Source organism: Actinomadura sp. 6N118, from assembly GCF_044326415.1.
Taxonomy (GTDB): domain Bacteria; phylum Actinomycetota; class Actinomycetes; order Streptosporangiales; family Streptosporangiaceae; genus Spirillospora.
Map to the genome: position 1 here is coordinate 318,386 of NZ_JBIRAZ010000012.1, position 18,117 is coordinate 336,502.

Below are 18,117 nucleotides of genomic sequence, written 5' to 3' on the forward strand. Positions count from 1 at the left end.
GATTGTGCCAGCCCCGGGTCATCGATTATGTTTTAGCCGCGAGCAAATTAGGAGGAATGGTGATTAAGCGTGCCCGGTTGGGTGTTTTCGGCTACTTCGGGCTCTGCGGCCTGGTCATCGGCGTGTGGGCGGCGAGCCTGCCGGCCCTGGACGAACGGCTGGACCTCGGCACCGGCCGCACCGGCACGGTGCTCTTGCTGGTCTCACTCGGGGCCCTGGTCTCCATGCAGGGCGCGGGCCGCGTGGCCGACCGCTTTTCGAGCCGCCGACTCTGCCTGATCTCCGGCCCGCTGCACGCGCTGCTCCTGCTCGGTCCGGCGCTGGCGGGGTCGTACGAGGCGCTGCTGGTGTGGGCGTTCGCCTTCGGACTCGGGTTCGGGCTCCTCGAAATCGGCATGAACACGCACGCCGTCGAGGTGGAGGAACGTTACGTCAGGCCGATCATGTCGGCGTTCCACGGCATGTGGAGCCTCGGCGGCGCGGTCGGCGGCCTGATCACCGCAGCGGCCCTCCGGGGCGGCCTCGGCGTCGCCGCCCTGCTGACGGCGACGGCCCTCGTGGCCTCTGTCCTGTTCCTCCTGCCGGGACGTTTTCTCCTGAGCGACCGCCTCACGCCCGAGCCCGGAGAGCCGGAGGCCGCGGCCGACGAGCAGGCTGATCGACGGCCGCCGATCAAGGGAGCCATCGCCTTGCTGGGCATCGTGGTCTTCGCCGGCTCGGTCAGCGAGGGCGCGGCGGTGGACTGGGCCGCCATGCACGCCCGCCGGGTCCTCGACGCGGGACCCGAGCTCGCGGCGCTCGCGTTCACGGTCTACTCGGTCGCCATGACCACGATGCGCTTTCTCGGCGACCGGCTGCGCGGCAGGCTGGGCGGCGCCCGCACCCTGCGGCTGGCCGGAAGCCTGGCCGCCGCAGGGTACGCCGTCGTCCTGCTGGCACCCGCGCTGGGCGGGGCCGCGATGGTGTTCGCCTGGACGGGCTGGGCACTGGTCGGCACCGGCCTCGCGACCGTTGTGCCCATCGCGTTCAGCGCGGTCGGCGCCTCCCAGGCGGCGGCCGGGCGCGCGCTGGCCCTGGTGACCACGTTCGGCTACTGCGGTCTGCTCGCAGGCCCGGCCGTCATCGGCCACCTGGCCGAAGTCACCTCGCTGCGTACGGCACTCGTGCTGCCCGTCGGCCTGGCGATCTTCGTCGCCCTCGCCGGGCCGGGCGCCCTCACCGCCCTGACCCGGCACCGGTGGACGCCCCGCGCCGAGCCCATCACCGTGTCGCGCTACTCCTGACCGGACGACCCACCCGATCGACTGGACGATCCGCCTACCGGCCGGATGGTCCGCGTAGCGCAGTGCGGGCCGCGTCCGCCGCCAGCGTGAGCGCCTCGGGCAGCCGCTCCGGCCGCCGGCCGCCCGCCTGCGCGAGCGCGCCCTTGCCGCCCGCGCCGCCGCCCACGATCTGCGCCGCACCCGCGAGCAGATCGCGGGCGCGCTGGCCGTCGTCGGCGAGGTCGCGGGTGAACGCGCCGACCAGCGTCGCCGTGCCGCCGCTCGCCGTGCCGAGGACCACCGCCCCCGGTCCGGGCCGGCGCGCGAGCTCGATCGCCAGCGGTCGCAGTTCCTCCGCGGGGACGTCGTCGAGGAGCTCGGCGACGAGCCACGCGCCGTCCATCTGTTCGGAGTTCACCCGCTCGGAACGGCTCGCCAGACGTTCGGCGGTCGCCGTCCGCTCCGCCTGCCGCAGCCGGTCGAGCTCGCGCTGCGTCTCCGCCAGCGCCGACAGCCGCTGGCGCAGGCGTTCGGGTGCCTGATCCGGTGGCACGTTCAGCAGCCCGGCGAGCTCGGTCAGCACCTCCTGCTGCCGATCGTGGTGGCGCAGCGCGTCGGCGCCGGTGAGCGCCTCGATCCGGCGCAGGCCGACCCCGATCGAGGACTCGCCGACGACGTGCACCGGGCCCGCCTGTGAACCGTGGCCGACATGGGTGCCGCCGCACAGCTCCCGGGACGCGTCGCCGATGTCGACGATCCGCACATGGTCGCCGTACTTCTCGCCGAAGAGCGCGATCGCGCCCGCCGCCTCCGCCTCGTCCCGGCTCGCCTCCCAGACCCGTACGTCCGGATCGTCGAGCAGGTAGTCGTTGACCAGCGTCTGCACGGTGGCGAGCTCGCCCGGTCCGACCGCCCCGAAGTGCGCGAAGTCGAACCGCAGCCGCCCAGGCTCGACCCGCGAACCCTGCTGCGCCGCATGATCGCCCAGAACGCGGCGCAACATCGCGTGCAGCACATGCGTCGCGCTGTGCGAGCGCGCGGTCGCCGCCCGCCGTTCCGCGTCCACGACCGCCTCCGCCTCCACGCCCGTCCGGACCTCGCCGCCGGTCACCCGCGCACGGTGGACGTGCAGGCCGTCGAGACCGGGCCGGGTGTCGAGGATCTCCAGCGTCCCCGCCGGCGTCGTGACGCGGCCGGTGTCGCCGACTTGGCCGCCCGCCTCCGCATAGAACGGGCTCCGGTCCAGGATCAGCTCGACCTCCTGACCCTCGACCGCCTCGTCCACCAGGTCGGAGCCGTCCAGCAGCCCGAGCACCCGCGCGTCCGCCCGCGTGGCGTCATACCCGACGAAATCGGTGAGCCCGTGCCGCGCGACGATCCGGCGGTACGCGTCCTGGCGGGCCACCGCGCCGCCCTTGCGGTCGCGTTCCGCGTTCTTCGCCTGGCGCTGCTGCCGTTCGAGGAGCTCGCCGAACGCGTCCTCGTCCACGGTCAGCCCCGCCGACCGTGCCGCGTCCACGGTGAGGTCGATCGGGAAGCCGTACGTGTCGTGCAGCTCGAACGCGGTCCGCCCCGAGAGGCCCGACCCGCTCGTCCGCGCACGTTCGATCGCGCCGTCCAGCAGCCGCGAACCCTGCCGCAGCGTCCGGTCGAAACCCTCCTCTTCCGCCGCCACGACCTGCCCGATCAGATCGCGCCGCCGTTCCAGCTCGGGCCACGCCGGCCCCAGGTTGTCGATCACGCTGCAGGTCAGCGCCGCCAGCGCCGGCTCCTCGATCCCCAGCACCCGCGCGTGCCGGATCGCGCGCCGCATCAGCCGGCGCAGCACGTACCCACGGCCGTCCTTGCCGGGCAGCACCCCGTCCGCGATGAGGAACGCCACCGACCGCGCGTGCTCCGCGACGACCCGGAACGAGACCGACTCCTCGCTCCCGTCACGGCCCGGGTACTCGCGTCCCGCCAGCTCCTGCACCAGCCGGAACGTCGGCGCGACGAGATCCGTCTCGCACACGGTGTCGACGTCCTGCAGGATCGCCGCGAGCCGGTCCATGCCCAGCCCGGTGTCGATGTTCTTGGCGGGCAGCTCGCCCACGATGGGATAGCCCTCCTTCGCCGGGCCCTCGCCGCGCAGGTTCTGCATGAAGACGAGATTCCAGATCTCCTGGTAACGCTCGCCGTCCACCGCGGGCCCGCCCTCCCGCCCGAACGACGGCCCCCGGTCATAGTGCAGCTCCGACGAAGGCCCGCACGGCCCGGGAACGCCCATGGACCAGTAGTTGTCCGCCATGCCGAGCCGCTGGATGCGCTCGCCTGGCACGCCCAGGCGCCGCCACATCCGTTCCGCCTCGTCATCGTCCAGATAGACGGTGATCCAGAGGCGATCGGGATCCAGGCCGAAGTGCCCGGTGAGCAGCTCCCAGGCCCAACCGGTTGCCTCCTCCTTGAAGTAGTCGCCGAACGAGAAGTTGCCCAGCATCTCGAAGAACGTCGCGTGCCGGGTCGTCCGGCCGACGTTGTCGATGTCCGACATCCGCGCGCACTTCTGCACGGACGTCGCCCGCCTGTGCTCGGGCACGCTCTCGCCGAGCATGGAGGGCTTGAACTGGTTCATGCCCGCCGCCGTGAGCAGCAGCGTCGGATCGTTCGGGATCAGCGGGCTGGACGGCACGACCCGGTGGTCGCGCGCGGAGAAGAAGTCGAGAAAGGTCGAACGGATATCAGGTGATCGCATGGAACGGCCTCACGAGGTCGATGGGATGACGGCGCACACCGCCGAGCCGGGCCGAGAACGACTGCTCGTTCCCCAGCTCGGCGCGGATAGCTCGCCGCCCCACCTCGTGGAAGGCCATCGGATTCCTGCCAGATCTCCCGCTCGTGAACGTTTCCCGCTCGTGAACGCGGACCTCACGGCCCGCCTAGATCCACGGTAACGCGCCCCCGTCCAGGATTTCTTCCCGTTTCCTCGTACCATCCAGCATGACCACCGAGCTGGCGATTCTCATCGGCCTGCAGGCGTCGGGAAAGACGACCTTCTACCGGCAGCGGCTCGCCGGCACCCACGTTCACGTCAGCAAGGACAACTTCGGGAAGGGCTCCCGCCGCAAGCAGGCCCGCCAGCTCAGGCTGATCGCCGAGGCCCTCGATGCCGGCCGGAGCGTGGCCGTCGACAACACCAATCCCTCACCCGAAGACTGGACACCACTGATCGATCTTGCGCGTGCCCAGGGCGCCCGGGTCGTCGCGTACTGGTTCCCGCTGGACGTCGAAGGCTCCATGGCCCGCAACGCCCTCCGCCCTCCCGATATCCGGGTGCCGGACGTCGGGATCTATGCGACTCTCGGTCGCATGCGGCGGCCGGACCCGTCCCACGGGTTCGACCAGGTCTGGGCCGTGCGCTTCGACGGCGCCGGCGGTTTCGAGGTGACGGATGCGATTGAAGGATCTTGAGACCCGGATGCGGGCCCGCGAGTGGTTCCACTCGCTCGCCCTCGTGCCGGGCGCGTGGACGGTCGTGCGGGTCGACGGCCGGGGCTTCTCCTCCTACACCGCCGAACGTTTCGAGAAGCCGTTCGACCGGCGGTTCTCCGATCTCATGGTCGGCGCCGCCGAGGTGCTGCTGACCGAGCTCGGCGGGCGTTACGCCTACACCGAGAGCGACGAGATCTCGGTCGTGCTGGATCCCGCGTTCGACCTCTTCGGGCGCGAGGTCGAGAAGCTCGTCTCGCTCTCAGCGAGCATCGCGACCGCCGCGTTCACCCACGCCGCCGGTGAACCGGCCTGCTTCGACAGCCGCGTCTGGATCGGGACCGGCGCCGAGGACGTGATCGACTACCTGTCCTGGCGGCAGGCCGACGCGGCACGCTGCCCACTCAACGGCTGGTGTTACTGGACGCTCCGCAAGGAGGGCAAGTCGCACCGTCAGGCCACACGGGCCCTCGAAGGCACGCGGGTTTCGGCCAAGAACGAGATGTTGTACGCCCGCGGCGTCAACTTCAACGAGGTCCCGGCATGGCAGCGCCGTGGCGTCGGGCTCTGGTGGGAGACGTACGAGAAGGCGGGACGTGATCCCGTGCGGGGCGTGGACGTCACCGCCACGCGGCGGCGGATCCGGGTCGACCGCGAATTGCCGATGAAGGCGGAGTACCGGGAGCTTGTCGGCAGTCTGATCTGCGACATTTAGGCCGTGGGGGACTGGGCGAGGGTGCCGGCTCTGACCTCGTTGAGGACGGTCGTGACGGTGCCGACGACCTCGGGCAGGTTGTCACGGAGGATGCTCGCGGCGCGCTGGTGCTCGGGGGAGTCCGGCATCCCTGCTGCCTCCAGGAGCGGCGTGAGGTCGCGGAGCATCTTCTCCAGCCACGCCGTCGGGTCGTCGGTGAGGTCGGGGGCGAAAACTCGACGGCCCGGCTCGTTGTCGTGCATGCCGGGGTGGTGGTGCATGCGGTCCTTGGTGCCGGGGCCGCCCTCGACCGATTCCAGGAAGTCGGCGCGCCACAGCGCCTGGTCGACGACGATCCGCTGGGAGGCGTTGCCCGTGCCCCGCCAGGGTTGGGGTTCGACCACGCGGAGCTCGACGCGGACGCCTCGTTCGTGGCCGCCACGGTCGGGGTCGGGATCGACGAGGTAGACGTCCTCGACCGTCAGCCCGAGGCTGCCGAAACAGAACACGCGCAACACGGTGTGCTCCTTCCGCCGTCGTGCTTCGGACGATACGGGGCGGACGGGCGGACGTCAGCCCTCGCGGGAGTCGTAGCTCTTACGGGCGAGCGCGATCTCTTCCATATGTGACTCTGCCCAGGTCAGCAGGGTGTGCACCGCGTCGACCAGGGTGTGTCCGAGGGGCGTGAGCGTGTATTCGACGCGGGGCGGGATCACCGGATAGACGGTGCGGGTGACGATGCCGTCGCGTTCCAGCCCGCGAAGTGTGGCGGTGAGCATGCGCTGGCTGACGCCCTCGACCTCGCGCTTGAGCTCGGTGAAGCGCTTGGTGCCGGTGCCGAGCACGGTGATCGTGTAGAGCGACCATTTGTCGCCGATGCGGTCGAGGACCCGGTGCGTCTCGCAGAGAGCGGGTTCATGCTGCCGGAACGCGCTGACGTCCAAGGTTCCCTCCGTGTGCCCATGGCAGAAACAAGTGCCTTCTTGTGTCCCCGTGAGGGATCTCTGCAGGATGAAGACGGTTCCTCTTTGAGAGTGACACACCAAAGGGAACTCTCTTCCTTCTCATGCCCTAAGGAGACACCATGACGGTCGAGATTGTCGAGATTCCCGGTTATGTCGCCGGTGACTGGATCATCGATCCGGCCCACACGGATGTGGGCTTCAAGATCCGGCACTTGATGCTCAACAAGGTCCGCGGCCAGTTCACCGGCGTCGAGGGCCGCATCGTGACCGCGGAGAACCCACTGGAGTCGACCGTGACCGCGACCATCGACCTGGCCACGATCGACACCGGCAACACCCAGCGCGACGAGCACGTGCGCTCGGCCGACTTCCTGGACGTCGCGACGTACCCGACGATGACCTACCGTTCCACGGGCCTGCGCCCGGACGGCGACGCGTTCCTGTTGAACGGCGAGCTCACGCTGCGCGGCATCACCAAGGAGGTGCCGCTGCGGCTGGAGATCGACGGTTTCGGGCCCGACCCGTTCCGGCAGGACGACCCGTTCAAGGGCGCCCGGGCGGGCTTCACGGCCACCGGCGAGCTCGACCGCACGGACTTCGGTGTCGGGGACACTGCCACCATCCCCGGCGGCGGGCTGGGCCTCGGCCTGAAGCTGCAGCTCATCCTGGAGATCCAGGCCGCCCTGCAGACCGATTGAGCACGACCCGACTAAGCACGACCGGAAGCACGAACCGTGCCCCCCGGTCACGACAGGAAGTCGAGCAGCGCGGCGGTGAGCTCGGCCGGCGCGTCCTCCTGGACCAGGTGCCCGGCCCCCTCGATGAGGCGGAGCCGGGCGCCTGGGATCGCGGCGGCCAGTTCGTGGGCCTTGGCGACGGGGATCCATGAGTCGTCCGTGCCCCAGCAGATGAGCACCGGCAGGTCGAGCTCCCCGTACCGCCCCTGAACCTCGTCCGTGAAACGCTGGTCCGCCTGGGCGATCTGGCGGTAGAACGCGGGCTGCCCGCCCTCCCCCAGCCACGGCTGGACGAGTGCGTCGAGCGTCGCCGGGTGCAATCCCGGACCGCTCGCCGACGTCACGTACTCCCGGACGAGCGCACGGTGCAAATGGGACGGGACCTGCTCGAACACCGCGGCGTTGTCTCCGACGAGCCGGAAGAACGGCGAACCCCACGGCGCCAGGGCCACCGGGTCGATCATCGCGAGCCTGCGGTAGCGGGCGCCGTGGAGCAGATGCGCGCGCAACGCCACGGCACCGCCGAAGTCATGGGCCACGACCTGCGGCTCGTCGAGTCCCCAGTGGGCGAGGAGCTCGGCGAACACGCGCCCCTGAGCACCCAGTGAGACGTCCTGGCCGGCGGCCATCTCCGAAGCCCCGTAGCCCGGCATGTCCCAGACGTACACCCGTCGTCCATCGGCGAGGGCCTTTGCTATGGCCCGCCACACATACGACGAGAACGGCGTGCCGTGCAGCAGGACGACCGGTTCGCCGTCACCGAAGGCATCCCACCGGACCTCTCCGGAGGCGCTCTGATAGGTCTCGCTGAGTTTCCAGTCCGCCACTGATCTGCCGCCCGCTCATCGTGATCACCAGTCCTTCCTGTAACAGCCCGTCGCGGACGGCGAACATTCCCACAGAAGGAGATCGGCGAGGAACAGGTAAGTCACCTGCTCTTCCTCCGCTGCTGCCGCATCCTCAACGAGAGCCTGGACAGTCGCATCAGCGAAGTTGGGGTCGCTGACGAACGTCGCGTCGAACTCGCTCTGACCGTCAAGCGCCGACCGCAGCGCCTCCCACCGAGCGTCGTCGCTGAAATCGGTCCGCAAGACGAGCGACGTCAGATCATCCGGCTGGGGCAGGCTCATGAACACGATCATTCCACTCAGCGAAGGTCGCAGACCGTGACAGCCCTCGCCGAATACAGGTCACTCGATCACCGGTTCGACAAAGTCAAACGGAGCCGCCGGTGGATGCAGAACGTGCCAGAGGCCATCTGCTGGCCCACCACTGACCCCAGGGCCGCCTGGGCGCTCAGCCAGCTGGTCAAGCAGCCGCACGAGCCGGGCCCCTACGAGTGGGACGGCGCCAAGTGGAACCTGACCAACCTGGCAGGCACCAACGGCGGCAAGCCTCGCCCCGGTCAGGTCATCGCCCGCCTCAAATGAGCGAACTGGCACCCCTCCCACGTAGGGACACCCGAAACGGCCCCACGCAACCTCCTCGCGGTCCAGCTCATCTCCGAGGTGAACGCCGCGCGCTCATCCGCTCGCGCCGAGTCGGGTTGGCTGGCCGGACAGGAGATCCCGGCGCAAAGCGTCTGGACCCTTCGCTGGTCGATGGCACGGGTGCGGTCGCATTGCTCGGGCCTGTGGGCGATGAGCGCGACTAGGTCGGCGACGGCTCAGCCGGTCCCGGTGGTCTGCCAGTGCGTTGAGGCTCCGGCCAATGGGGTCAGGTAAACCGGTGCCGAAGTGAACCCAGCGGATTCTGTGTTGACCTGTGTCCAGATGCCCGGGCCGCCGGGCCCGGTGTAGACCACGGCTCCGGCGTTCTCGCGTTATGTGGCTTGATGTCCGGTTGTGAGGCCGAGGGGGGCGAGGCAGCGGCGGGCATCTTGGAGATGCCGCCGGTTGGCCCGGGCGATCTTGCCGGGAGCGATGTCCAGCGCCGGTAACGTCTTTCGCCCGCGGGGCCAAGAGGAGGTGAACAGCGAAAGGAGTGATCGCGTGGCCAAGAATGGCCTGGCCCGAATCGGGCACGAGCCCGACGCCTTCGAAGACTTCTATCGACGGCACGTCGAGGCCGTCAGCCGCTTCGTGGCGCGGCGCGTGGCCGATCCGCACACGGCGGCGGACCTCACCGCGGACGTCTTCCTGGCGGTCATCGACTCGGCGCACACCTACAGCCCGTCCGCGGGCACCGAGATCGGCTGGCTCTACGGCGTCGCGCGGAACGTCCTGGCCGGCGAACGCCGCCGCGCCGCCCGCGAGCACCACACGACGGGGCGTGTCGCGGGGCGCCGGCTGCTGGACGCCGACGACATCGCGCGCCTCGAAGAACGCATCGACGCGGAGAGCGCGGGACGACGCACCTACGAGGCCCTCTCCGCCCTGCCCAAGGGCACCCAGGCGGTGCTAGAGCTCATCGCGGTGGACGGGCTCACCGTCACCGAGGCGGCCGCCGCGCTGGGCATCCGACCCGTCACCGCCCGGGTCCGCCTGCACCGGGCCCGCAAGCTCATTAAAGAGATCAGCCCCGCCCCCGCCCTGGCCTACGCGAAGGAGTAATCATGCGCACCTTTGAAGACCGGCTTCTGGCGGAACTGAGGACCATCGTCGCCGAACGCACCCCGGTACCGGCCCGCCGCACGAAGATGAAGGAGAAGGGGCTCCGCCTGGGGCTGGCGGCCTGTGCCGTGACCGCCGCGGCGGCCGGCGTGGTCGCCATTCCCGCCTTCAACGGCGAACGTGCCTACGGGGCCAACACGGTGGTACGCGAGCCTGACGGCTCCATCAAGCTCACCCTTGTGGATTTCTCCCATCCCGAGCGCGTGGAGGCGAAACTGCGCTCGTTCGGCGTCCCCGCCAAGGTGGACTTCTTGCCGTTCGGCACGCAGTGCAGAGGCCGTGAGCACGACAGCGATTTCTGGAACCTCGACGGGCCGGACAACGGGGTCTTCGGCGGCGACCCCGCCACCGATCCCCACGCCGACCAGGACATGAGGGGCTCGGTCATCGCACGCGTCCACCCGAACAAGCTCAGGCCGGGCGAGCAGGTCCTGCTGAGCGTCTGGTACGACCCGTCCGCCGGTCGGGATTCGGCGATCGCCTTCAGCCCGCTGGTCAAGAAGACCGACGGCTTCCCGCCCTGCCAGCGGGTGCCGGGCGGCCCCACCAACGGCCCCGACGGCGTAGGCGGCTGAACTCCGACGCCCCGCCCGCCCTCACGTCGACGAGGGCGGGCGGGGCGTCACCGTGGTTCGAGGGGATGGGCACGGCTGCGGCATTCTCGCGTTATGGGGCTTGCTGTCCGGTTGTGAGGCCGAGGCTGGCGAGGCAGCGGCGGGCATCTTGGAGATGCCGCCGGTCGGCCCGGGCGATGTTGGTCCACCCGCAGAGTTTCAAGACGCGAACCCGATCACCGCCCGCGATACTGACTCGGCAAGCAGGGGTGGATCGGTGTGGACGGTGAACAGCGCAGGCAAGGGCCTCGAACGCAGGGTGGACGAGACGACAACGGACGCGTTCTTGCGTGCTATAGCACCTGCCGACATGGCGAGCGCGGAGATCGCCGCAGCGTGGGCGGCGGTGTACGGACGCAACCCCGACCCATCAGATGGCTGGGACCACGCGATCAAGGCGGTCGAGGAACTCCTCATCCCGATCGTCGTGCTGAACCAGCAAAAGGCCAACCTCGGAGGAGTTGCGGGCGAGCTCAAGGCGAACCCCTTCGAAATGGTCGTTCGGGCTGCCCGCGAACGGCGCCCGCAGCAACGGCGAAACGCTGGAAGGCATGATCCGCCACATTTGGCCGAACCCCGACCGCCATGGTGGCGCGGCGAGAAGGACGCCCACCCAGAGTGAGGCCGAGTCCGTCCTCCAGTTCGCGATCGCGATCATCGAGCTGTGTCGCGGTCGGCTCGTCAAGGTTCCGTGACTCACGCGCGCGGATGCCGACGCCCAGCGCGAGCGGTGGGCCGCAGGCATCGGACTAGTTGACGGCGCCAGACTTTCGAAAACGGGCGGGGATGCAAAGCGCCGGCGCCGTCCGCCGATCGGCTGCTGCGCAACTCGGCCCGGCGCCTGGCGGGCGCGCCACGGATTGTCGGTGCCACGGCTTACGGTGGGCAGCACCCGGGGGCGCGGGAGTTCCCCCGACTGGAAGAGGCGGGCGCCGATGAGCGATCGCAAGCGCAGTTCCCGGCGGAACCGCCGGCCGCCGGTCCGGCACTCCATCAAGGTGCGTGAGGTGTCCGCGACGGCTGAACGCGCCACGGCCACACCTCAGCCGGAGAGCATGCCGCGCATGCCCGCGTTCGAGCCGGTGATGTTCGGGATGCTGGCGAAGGTGTCGGTGGAGCTCGTGCCGCTGTACACCGCGCTGGCGGTGGTACACGACGACATGAGCGGTGCCCACGCCAACGCGTGCGTGCCGATCTGCCACCAGCTCGCCGGGGCACTGGCGCACCTGGGGTTCGACGCCGAGGTGATGACGGCGTGCGCGCAGGTGGGCGACCGTGACCGCCAGGACGTCACGTACGCCGACATCGGGGTGTGGGACCGGCCGCCGATCGTCCGGCCGGATGGCACCACCGATGGCCATGTGGTGTTGTGGGCGAACTCGTTCCGCCGGCTGGTAGACCCGACGATCGCGCAGGCGCCCATGCTGATGGAGGCCGCGCGCACCGATGTCCAGTTCACGCTGCCCACCATCCTGCCGGTGGCCAGCAGGGAACAGCTGCTGTCGATGCCGACAATATCGACTGCCAAGGGGCCGTACCTGATCACGTGGATGCTGCTCCCGGACTGGAACGAGGCGTTGATGCCGGCGCTGTTCGGCGATATCGGCGAGGCCATGCCGTACGCCACTCTGGCCCTGGCGTACGAGTGTCTGCACGTGATGCGGGCCCTGGGTGAAGAACGGACAGACCTGCGCCAGTTGCACAACCGCTACCCCCGGCTGGGCGATCTGCTGGCAGGCCGTCGCCAGCTGCCCGAGCTACCGTCCGAGCCTCCGGCCGCGTTCGTACGGATCCGCCGGGCCGCGCGGGGTACCGGCTGATCGATGCCGCGCCGCGGCCCTAAGTTGACGGCCGCGGCGCCGGGCGGCGTTCAACCAGGCGGGGAGGAGGCTGTCGCCTGCCGCCCTGCGCTGTTCTCCAGGTTGGTGACGGTGGCTCAGCGGCTGCCCGGGCTCGTACAGTGCATGATCGCTCCAACCGTCCACCACCAACAGCGTGTCCAACCCTTTGCGCTGGGCGTCCACGGCGGCGCGCGTTGCCCGGCGCTCGGGCCGGTCCATCAAGCTGACCTACATCCCCGCAGTCCCCGGACCAGTTGTGATCACTCCAGGTCCTCCCAGCGCCACCTGGCGGCGGCGCTGCCATCTGCTTCCTGGCCGAATCTGAACCGTTCCCGGTTCTCATCGACCTGGATGAACTCGTCAAAGACCAGGTTGTGATGAAGCGATACGGTCGCGTCATGCGGCAGATCGAGATCAAAGGGCGCACATATCCGATCTCCCCCAGAGAGCCGTCGCAGGAAGTCCAGGACGCGGTCACGGCCGTCCGGGCGTTGAACACCTCTAAGCGGCGCCGTATCGAGGCGAGCATCCTGGTGCTCGATTACATGCTGGGCAGCGGAGTTGCCGATGAGGTGTTCGGCCGCTACCAGGACGAGGAGATCGCGCTGGGGGACCTGCTCCACGCCGCGGACACGCTCGCGCAGGATCGCTGAAGCACCGCGTTCGGGACAGGACCGACCCTGGGGCGGACGCACCCTTTGCGCCGGGAGGCCTTGCGCAGCGGCGCTGGCGCAGGCGGCGATCGGCCAGTCCGGGGACATCCTGGCGCTCCTGCACGACAGCCCCGACGACCCCGACCTAGCGCTGTGGCTGGGCAACACCTGGTCGCCGAGGCGTGGGCGGCGCGTACCGGCAAGCAGGCCCAGTACGTCGGTGCGCGAGGCTTTGGGCTGGCGTCCATGTGGCGTGCCTGACGCCGAGAAGCTCACCACAGGACCGGCCCGCCGTCGACGCCGACGACGGCGGCGCCCGGTCGCTGTCGCGCGAGCAGGTGGAGCAGCTGCTGGCGCGGCCGCCCGGTACGGGCACCACCGCACCCGCACCCGAGCCACGGCGTTGATCGTGATGGCGATCGTGACGCTGGCGCGCTCCTCCGGCCTGCGGGCGCTGCGCCTGGAGGACCTGGGCGCCGACGCCGGGCACGACACCATCGACCTGACCGTCAAGGGCGGCCGCACGGTCCGGGTGCCGCTGCCGCCGTGGGCCAAGGCCGCACTGGACGCCTACCTGGCCGAGCGCGGCACCGAACCCGGCCCGCTGTTCGCCACCGCGACCGGCAAGCCGATGGCCGCCTCCCAGGTGTTCAAACTCATCCGCCAGGCCGCCCGCACCGCCGGCGTCCACGGCATCTCCCCGCACAGCCTGCGCGCCACCGGCATCACCCTGCTCATCGACGCCGGCGTCCCGATCGAACTCATCTACCAAGAACAAGCTGTCGTGCGGCGGTGTGTACTGGGCTCACGGGGGCAACGGCTACATCAGCCGCGAGGGCTTCTCCGCCGACGGTAGGCGCAGCGTGGCCCTGTCCATCAGCGTCGTGGCGGGAAAGCGCGTCGAGGACTACCCCAAACTTCAGACGATGACCGACCAGATCGTCGACGACGTGCTCTGCGACGCGGGCCGTCCCGAGCCCGACCAGAGGCGGTGATCGTGATCGCGGCGGTGGACCTCACCACCAGATGCGGCGGCACTGTCGCCTTGGCCGGATCGGGTTCGCGGTCGAGGCCGTCGATGGTCCCACCATCCAGTAGTCACAAGAGGCCGTTGCAGTATTTGCACCTCTCCTCCTTGGGTGGGTCCTACTGGGGGGTGAAGTTGGGATTCGACTGGGGGCTGAGGACTGAGAGAAGGCGGCGGCTGATGCTTTCGGTATGCCGAAACGTGTGACGACCGCGATCGCGGTCGAGAAGATGACGAAGGGGTACGGACGGACGGTCGTGGTCGACGACTTGTCGTTCACGGCCAGGGCGGGCGCGGTGACGGGGTTCTTCGGGCCCAATGGCGCGGGCAAGACGACCGCGCTGAAGGTGGTCGTCGGGCTGGCCCGGGCGGACGCGGGCGGCGTACTGATCAATGGAGCACCGCCCGGACGTCTCGACGCGCGGACGGTCGGGGTGGCCATCGAACCGTGCGGGGCGCACCCGGGCCGCAGTGGGCGGGCGCATCTGCGGTCCCTCGCGGCGCTCGCCGGGCTGCCGATGCGGCGGGTCGCGGAGGTGCTGGAGATCGTGGGGTTGGAGGGGGCCGCCCGGCGGCGCGTCGGCGCGTACTCGATGGGGATGCGGCAGCGCCTCGGCCTGGCCGCCGCGTTGCTCGGCGATCCCGACATCCTGGTCCTGGACGAACCGGTGAACGGCTTGGACCCGCAGGGCATCCGCTGGCTGCGGACGCTCGTACGGGAACGGGCCGCGTCCGGCCGTACGGTCCTGCTGTCCAGCCATCTGCTGAGCGAGGCCGCGAGCACTGTGGACGATGTCGTGGTGATCGACCGGGGACGGCTCGTACACTCCGGTCCGTTGGACGAGCTGGAACGGGCGGCCGGGCGCGGGGTGTCGGTGTTGTCGCCCGAGCCCGACCGGTTGGCCGCCGTGCTCGACGCGGCGGGTGGCACAAGTGAACGGCAGGCCGATGGGACCTTGCTCGTCGAGGGTTTGGACGAGGCTCGGATCGCCGATCTGGCCGGCCGCGACCGTATCCCGGTGCATCGCCTCACGCCCTGTACGGCTTCGCTGGAGGACGTGTTCCTCGACCTTACCGAAGGGAGCCGGGCATGATTGGGCTGCTCAAAGGTGAGCTCATCAAGACGATGACGACGCGTACGGTGTACGGCTTCGCGCTTGGCGGGATCGCGTTCACTGTGCTCAACGTGCTGATCGTCGCGAAGGCGTCGGGATCGCTCGACGAGCTGCCCGAGAAGGAGGAGGCCCTGTCGGCTCTGCCGATCCTGCTGCTGCTTTGGGGGCTGGTCGGCGCGGCGGGGGAGTACAAGCACCGTACGGCCGCGCCGGCGGCGCTGGTCGGCGGGCACGGCAGGGCGGTGACGTTGCTCGCGAGGATCGTCGCCTACGCGCTGACCGCGCTGGTCCTGGGCGGGCTGATGGTCGCGGTGTCGCTCGGCCTGGGGCTCCCGCTCCTCGCCGGGCACCCCGGCCCGGATCTGGGGGCGGCCGATGTCACCGCGGTCGCGGCGGGGAATTTCGTCGCCTTCGTCCTTTCGGCGGTCATGGGTGCGGCGATCGGGGCCCTGTTGCGCAGTCCGGTGCTGGGGGTGGTACTGCTGTTGATCGTGAACTTCGCCGTGATTCCGTTGGTCGCGGGCTCGCATGAGGAGCTGACCAACCTGACGCCGTTCGGCGCGGCCGGAGTGCTGGCCCGCATGTCGCACAACACGACCCTGTCGGTCGCCTCGGCGGGCTGGGTGCTGCTGGCCTGGACGGCGCTGCTGGTGGCGGTGGCGCTCGTCTGCGAAAAGCGGCGCGACCTGGCGTGAGAATCCCCGAAGCGTTCGGTTCGGCGCGCCGCCTGGTGGTGGCACGCCGCACCGTCCTGTTCGACGTCGCGCTGGCCGTGGTCACCACGACCGTGGAGCTCGACCGGGTCGACACGCGGCGGATCCTGCCGATCGCCCTCACGTTCGCGGCGGGTGCCGTACTGCTGGCGCGCAGGCGCTTCCCGACGCAGGTCCTGGTGGTCACAGCCGTTCTGGTGTGGGGCGTGGCGGCCGTCGGCGAATACCCGGGCGGCGCACCCGTCCTGGTCGCCCTCGCCTCCGTCGCCGAGACACGGGACAGGCGCGTGTCGGTGGCGGTCGGCATCCCGACGGCGTTCTTCCTGCAGCTGGCCAGCATCTGCTCGCCGCCGCTCACCGTCGGGGCATGGGCGGTCGGCGCGTACGTACGGACCCGCCGGCAGTACCTGGCGGCCCTGGAGGAACGGGCGGCGCAGCTGGAACGCGAGCGCGAACAGCTCGACCGGATCGCCGCGCAGAACGAGCGCACGGTCATCGCCCGGGAACTCCACGACATCGTCGCCCACTCCGTCACGGTCATGCTGCTGGGCGTACGCGGCGCACGGGACGTCCTGCCCACCGCCCCGGACGTCGCGGCCGACACGCTGGGGCGCGTCGAGGAGACCGCCGAGGACAGCCTCGCCGAGCTGCGCCGTATGCTCACGCTGCTGCGCGACCCCGGCGGGACGCCCCACCTGCGGCCCCAGCCGTCCCTGTCCCAGCTCGACGGCCTGGTCGGCGGCTACCGTGACGCCGGGATGCCCGTGACCCTGGCCGAGTCGGGCGAACGGCGTCCGCTGCCTGGGGGCGTCGAGCTGTCGGTCTACCGGATCATCGAGGAGGCACTGACCAACGTGCTGAAACATGCCGAGCCGACGCGGGTGGAGGTGCTGCTCGCGTTCGCCGCCGACCGGCTGACCGTGACCGTTCACGACGACGGCCGCCCGCCACGTACGGCGGCCGGTTCCGGTGGTCACGGGCTGACCGGCATGCGCGAACGCGTCACGGTCCTCGGCGGCGACCTGACCGCCGGACCGCAGCCGGGCGGCGGCTTCACCGTGACCGCCCGCCTTCCGGTCGGAGACGATCGGTGACCTGCTCATGACCATCCGGCTGCTGCTCGTTGATGACCAGGAACTCATCCGTACCGGCCTGCGGCTGTTCCTCGGCACCCAGGACGGGCTGGAGGTCGTCGGCGAAGCGGCCGACGGCGACGAGGCCCTGGACGTCGCCGCCGCCACCCGCCCCGACGTGATCCTCATGGACGTCCGGATGCCTCGCGTCGACGGCGTCGAGGCCACCGCCCGGCTGACCTCGGCCCCGCTCGACCCCCCGCCGCGCGTGCTGGTCCTGACCACGTTCGACCTGGACGAGTACGTCTTCGGCGCGCTGCGGGCGGGCGCCGCGGGCTTCCTGCTCAAGGACGCCTCGCGTGAACGGCTCGTCGAGGCCATCCGGGTGGTCCACGCGGGCGACGCCCTGCTGTCCCCGTCCATCACCCGCCGACTCATCGAGGACTTCGCCTCCCGTACGTCCCCGCTCCGCCCCCCGGAAACCCTCCTGACGGCTCTCACCCCCCGCGAACGCGAGGCCCTTGTCCTCGTCGCCCGAGGCCTGTCCAACACCGAGATCGCCGCCCACCTGGTCGTCACCGAGGCGACGGTCAAGAGCCACGTCGGCAGCGTCTTCGCCAAGCTCCATCTCCGCGACCGCGCCCAGGCCGTCGTCTTCGCATACGAACACGGCCTGGTCACCCCCGGCACCCGCTGAATTCGGCCGGGCGTGCGACGCCGTTCGCGAAAAATGATCGTTACGTGCCGATAATTCGGCTGGACGACGAGGTCCGGAAGGCCTTCGGTCCCACACCGTTCTGGCTCGGTGGGCCTCGCATCGCCGTGCCATACGAGCGATGAAGCCGATCTGAAGCCGCTCATCGCTTAACTGGGCGCCACGGGCCTCGACCGCGTCTTCTGGAGGAATCATGAAATCTGTCGTCAGGCCGGCGATCACCGCTCTTTCCGCGGCGGCCATCATGTCGGTGGGGGCGCCGGCGTATGCCGGCACCAGCGCGGCGCCCTCGGACGCGGCCGGATCCATGGCCGCTCCCTGCAATCGGGGAGACTTCTGCATCTGGGTCAACACCGGATTCCAAGGTGGCCGCGCGGTGCTGAGCGATCGCCCGCACGGAAGCTGCTACCGATTCCTCGCCCCGCCATACCGGTCGTTCGCCAACTACGACAATTTCGAGGGCTACTTCTACTCGAACAACAACTGCACCGGATCGGCGCGGGCCGTCACCGCGGGCCATGAGGGCAACCTCGGATTCAATGCGTACAGCTTCAAGCACGCATGCGTATCGTGCCGCGTCAACAACTAGGCGACGGATGAGGACGCCGAGTCATCGAGGCCCTCAATGCGC

General features: G+C 70.0%; 24 protein-coding genes. 18 read left to right on the forward strand and 6 right to left on the reverse strand.

Annotated features, from left to right (window positions below; translation table 11 throughout):
• Window positions 1-56 precede the first annotated feature (56 nt).
• Window positions 57-1,283 carry an MFS transporter gene (locus ACH34W_RS30330; protein ID WP_395964533.1) on the forward strand — a complete coding sequence of 409 codons (1,227 nt, stop codon included), beginning with the start codon at window positions 57-59 and terminating at the stop codon, window positions 1,281-1,283.
• 34 nt (window positions 1,284-1,317) lie between these two features.
• Here ACH34W_RS30330 and alaS read toward each other — a convergent pair whose 3' ends face one another.
• Complete coding sequence (alaS, locus tag ACH34W_RS30335) at window positions 1,318-3,993, reverse strand: alanine--tRNA ligase (protein WP_395964534.1); 2,676 nt, start codon at window positions 3,991-3,993, stop codon at window positions 1,318-1,320.
• A complete protein-coding gene (locus ACH34W_RS30340; RefSeq protein ID WP_264159552.1) occupies window positions 3,980-4,111 on the reverse strand; it encodes a hypothetical protein in 132 nt (43 codons plus the stop codon). Before ACH34W_RS30340 ends, alaS begins: the two co-directional genes overlap by 14 nt.
• A gap of 127 nt (window positions 4,112-4,238) precedes the next feature.
• Here ACH34W_RS30340 and ACH34W_RS30345 point away from each other — a divergent pair, with 127 nt between their 5' ends.
• Together ACH34W_RS30345 and ACH34W_RS30350 are read left to right on the forward strand one after the other, a co-directional pair.
• Window positions 4,239-4,709, forward strand: a complete 471-nt coding sequence (locus ACH34W_RS30345) for an AAA family ATPase (RefSeq protein ID WP_395964535.1) — start codon at window positions 4,239-4,241, stop codon at window positions 4,707-4,709.
• On the forward strand, window positions 4,690-5,442 hold the full coding sequence (locus ACH34W_RS30350) for a tRNA(His) guanylyltransferase Thg1 family protein (protein ID WP_395964536.1): 753 nt from the start codon (window positions 4,690-4,692) through the stop codon (window positions 5,440-5,442). Before ACH34W_RS30345 ends, ACH34W_RS30350 begins: the two co-directional genes overlap by 20 nt.
• Here the strand turns inward: ACH34W_RS30350 and ACH34W_RS30355 are convergent.
• On the reverse strand, window positions 5,439-5,939 hold the full coding sequence (locus tag ACH34W_RS30355) for a hypothetical protein (protein ID WP_395964537.1): 501 nt from the start codon (window positions 5,937-5,939) through the stop codon (window positions 5,439-5,441). The genes ACH34W_RS30350 and ACH34W_RS30355 overlap by 4 nt on opposite strands.
• A 54-nt stretch (window positions 5,940-5,993) precedes the next feature.
• Window positions 5,994-6,365, reverse strand: coding sequence for a winged helix-turn-helix transcriptional regulator (locus tag ACH34W_RS30360; protein WP_395964538.1), 372 nt, complete (start codon window positions 6,363-6,365; stop codon window positions 5,994-5,996).
• A 140-nt stretch (window positions 6,366-6,505) separates the two neighbouring features.
• Between ACH34W_RS30360 and ACH34W_RS30365 the strand changes: the two genes are divergently transcribed.
• Window positions 6,506-7,084 carry a YceI family protein gene (locus ACH34W_RS30365; protein ID WP_395964539.1) on the forward strand — a complete coding sequence of 193 codons (579 nt, stop codon included), beginning with the start codon at window positions 6,506-6,508 and terminating at the stop codon, window positions 7,082-7,084.
• A 47-nt stretch (window positions 7,085-7,131) separates the two neighbouring features.
• On the opposite strand, the gene ACH34W_RS30370 is transcribed toward ACH34W_RS30365, so the two are convergent.
• Together ACH34W_RS30370 and ACH34W_RS30375 are read right to left on the reverse strand one after the other, a co-directional pair.
• Entirely contained in the window at window positions 7,132-7,950 is an 819-nt protein-coding gene (locus ACH34W_RS30370; protein WP_395964540.1) for an alpha/beta fold hydrolase, read from the reverse strand.
• Window positions 7,951-7,974: 24 nt separating this feature from the next.
• Window positions 7,975-8,253, reverse strand: coding sequence for a DUF6924 domain-containing protein (locus tag ACH34W_RS30375; RefSeq protein WP_395964541.1), 279 nt, complete (start codon window positions 8,251-8,253; stop codon window positions 7,975-7,977).
• A gap of 105 nt (window positions 8,254-8,358) precedes the next feature.
• On the opposite strand from ACH34W_RS30375, the gene ACH34W_RS30380 reads away from it, so the two are divergent.
• The 14 genes from ACH34W_RS30380 (at window position 8,359) to ACH34W_RS30445 (ending at window position 18,075) form a co-directional block, all read left to right on the forward strand.
• Window positions 8,359-8,553, forward strand: a complete 195-nt coding sequence (locus ACH34W_RS30380) for a hypothetical protein (RefSeq protein WP_395964542.1) — start codon at window positions 8,359-8,361, stop codon at window positions 8,551-8,553.
• A 561-nt stretch (window positions 8,554-9,114) separates the two neighbouring features.
• Window positions 9,115-9,675, forward strand: coding sequence for an RNA polymerase sigma factor (locus ACH34W_RS30385; RefSeq protein WP_395964543.1), 561 nt, complete (start codon window positions 9,115-9,117; stop codon window positions 9,673-9,675).
• Window positions 9,676-9,677: 2 nt separating this feature from the next.
• Window positions 9,678-10,310, forward strand: coding sequence for a hypothetical protein (locus tag ACH34W_RS30390; protein WP_395964544.1), 633 nt, complete (start codon window positions 9,678-9,680; stop codon window positions 10,308-10,310).
• A 52-nt stretch (window positions 10,311-10,362) separates the two neighbouring features.
• A complete protein-coding gene (locus ACH34W_RS30395; RefSeq protein ID WP_395964545.1) occupies window positions 10,363-10,971 on the forward strand; it encodes a hypothetical protein in 609 nt (202 codons plus the stop codon).
• Between the two features lie 313 nt (window positions 10,972-11,284).
• On the forward strand, window positions 11,285-12,169 hold the full coding sequence (locus tag ACH34W_RS30400; RefSeq protein WP_395964546.1) for a hypothetical protein: 885 nt from the start codon (window positions 11,285-11,287) through the stop codon (window positions 12,167-12,169).
• Between the two features lie 419 nt (window positions 12,170-12,588).
• Entirely contained in the window at window positions 12,589-12,843 is a 255-nt protein-coding gene (locus ACH34W_RS30405) for a hypothetical protein (protein WP_395964547.1), read from the forward strand.
• A 248-nt stretch (window positions 12,844-13,091) separates the two neighbouring features.
• Window positions 13,092-13,250 (forward strand): hypothetical protein, encoded by a 159-nt coding sequence (locus tag ACH34W_RS30410; protein ID WP_395964548.1) that lies wholly within the window; start codon window positions 13,092-13,094, stop codon window positions 13,248-13,250.
• A 5-nt stretch (window positions 13,251-13,255) separates the two neighbouring features.
• Window positions 13,256-13,699: a tyrosine-type recombinase/integrase gene (locus tag ACH34W_RS30415; protein WP_395964601.1), complete on the forward strand. Its 444-nt coding sequence runs from the start codon at window positions 13,256-13,258 to the stop codon at window positions 13,697-13,699.
• Between the two features lie 7 nt (window positions 13,700-13,706).
• Window positions 13,707-13,838 carry a hypothetical protein gene (locus ACH34W_RS30420; RefSeq protein ID WP_395964549.1) on the forward strand — a complete coding sequence of 44 codons (132 nt, stop codon included), beginning with the start codon at window positions 13,707-13,709 and terminating at the stop codon, window positions 13,836-13,838.
• Between the two features lie 223 nt (window positions 13,839-14,061).
• Window positions 14,062-14,964 carry an ABC transporter ATP-binding protein gene (locus ACH34W_RS30425; RefSeq protein ID WP_395964550.1) on the forward strand — a complete coding sequence of 301 codons (903 nt, stop codon included), beginning with the start codon at window positions 14,062-14,064 and terminating at the stop codon, window positions 14,962-14,964.
• Window positions 14,961-15,680 (forward strand): hypothetical protein, encoded by a 720-nt coding sequence (locus ACH34W_RS30430; RefSeq protein ID WP_395964551.1) that lies wholly within the window; start codon window positions 14,961-14,963, stop codon window positions 15,678-15,680. The genes ACH34W_RS30425 and ACH34W_RS30430 overlap by 4 nt, the downstream gene beginning before the upstream one ends.
• The gene (locus ACH34W_RS30435) at window positions 15,677-16,792 is read left to right on the forward strand and encodes a sensor histidine kinase (RefSeq protein WP_395964552.1); all 1,116 of its coding nucleotides are present in this window, start codon (window positions 15,677-15,679) and stop codon (window positions 16,790-16,792) included. Before ACH34W_RS30430 ends, ACH34W_RS30435 begins: the two co-directional genes overlap by 4 nt.
• A 7-nt stretch (window positions 16,793-16,799) precedes the next feature.
• Complete coding sequence (locus ACH34W_RS30440) at window positions 16,800-17,468, forward strand: response regulator (protein WP_395964553.1); 669 nt, start codon at window positions 16,800-16,802, stop codon at window positions 17,466-17,468.
• Window positions 17,469-17,679: 211 nt separating this feature from the next.
• Entirely contained in the window at window positions 17,680-18,075 is a 396-nt protein-coding gene (locus ACH34W_RS30445) for a peptidase inhibitor family I36 protein (protein ID WP_395964554.1), read from the forward strand.
• Window positions 18,076-18,117 lie beyond the last annotated feature (42 nt).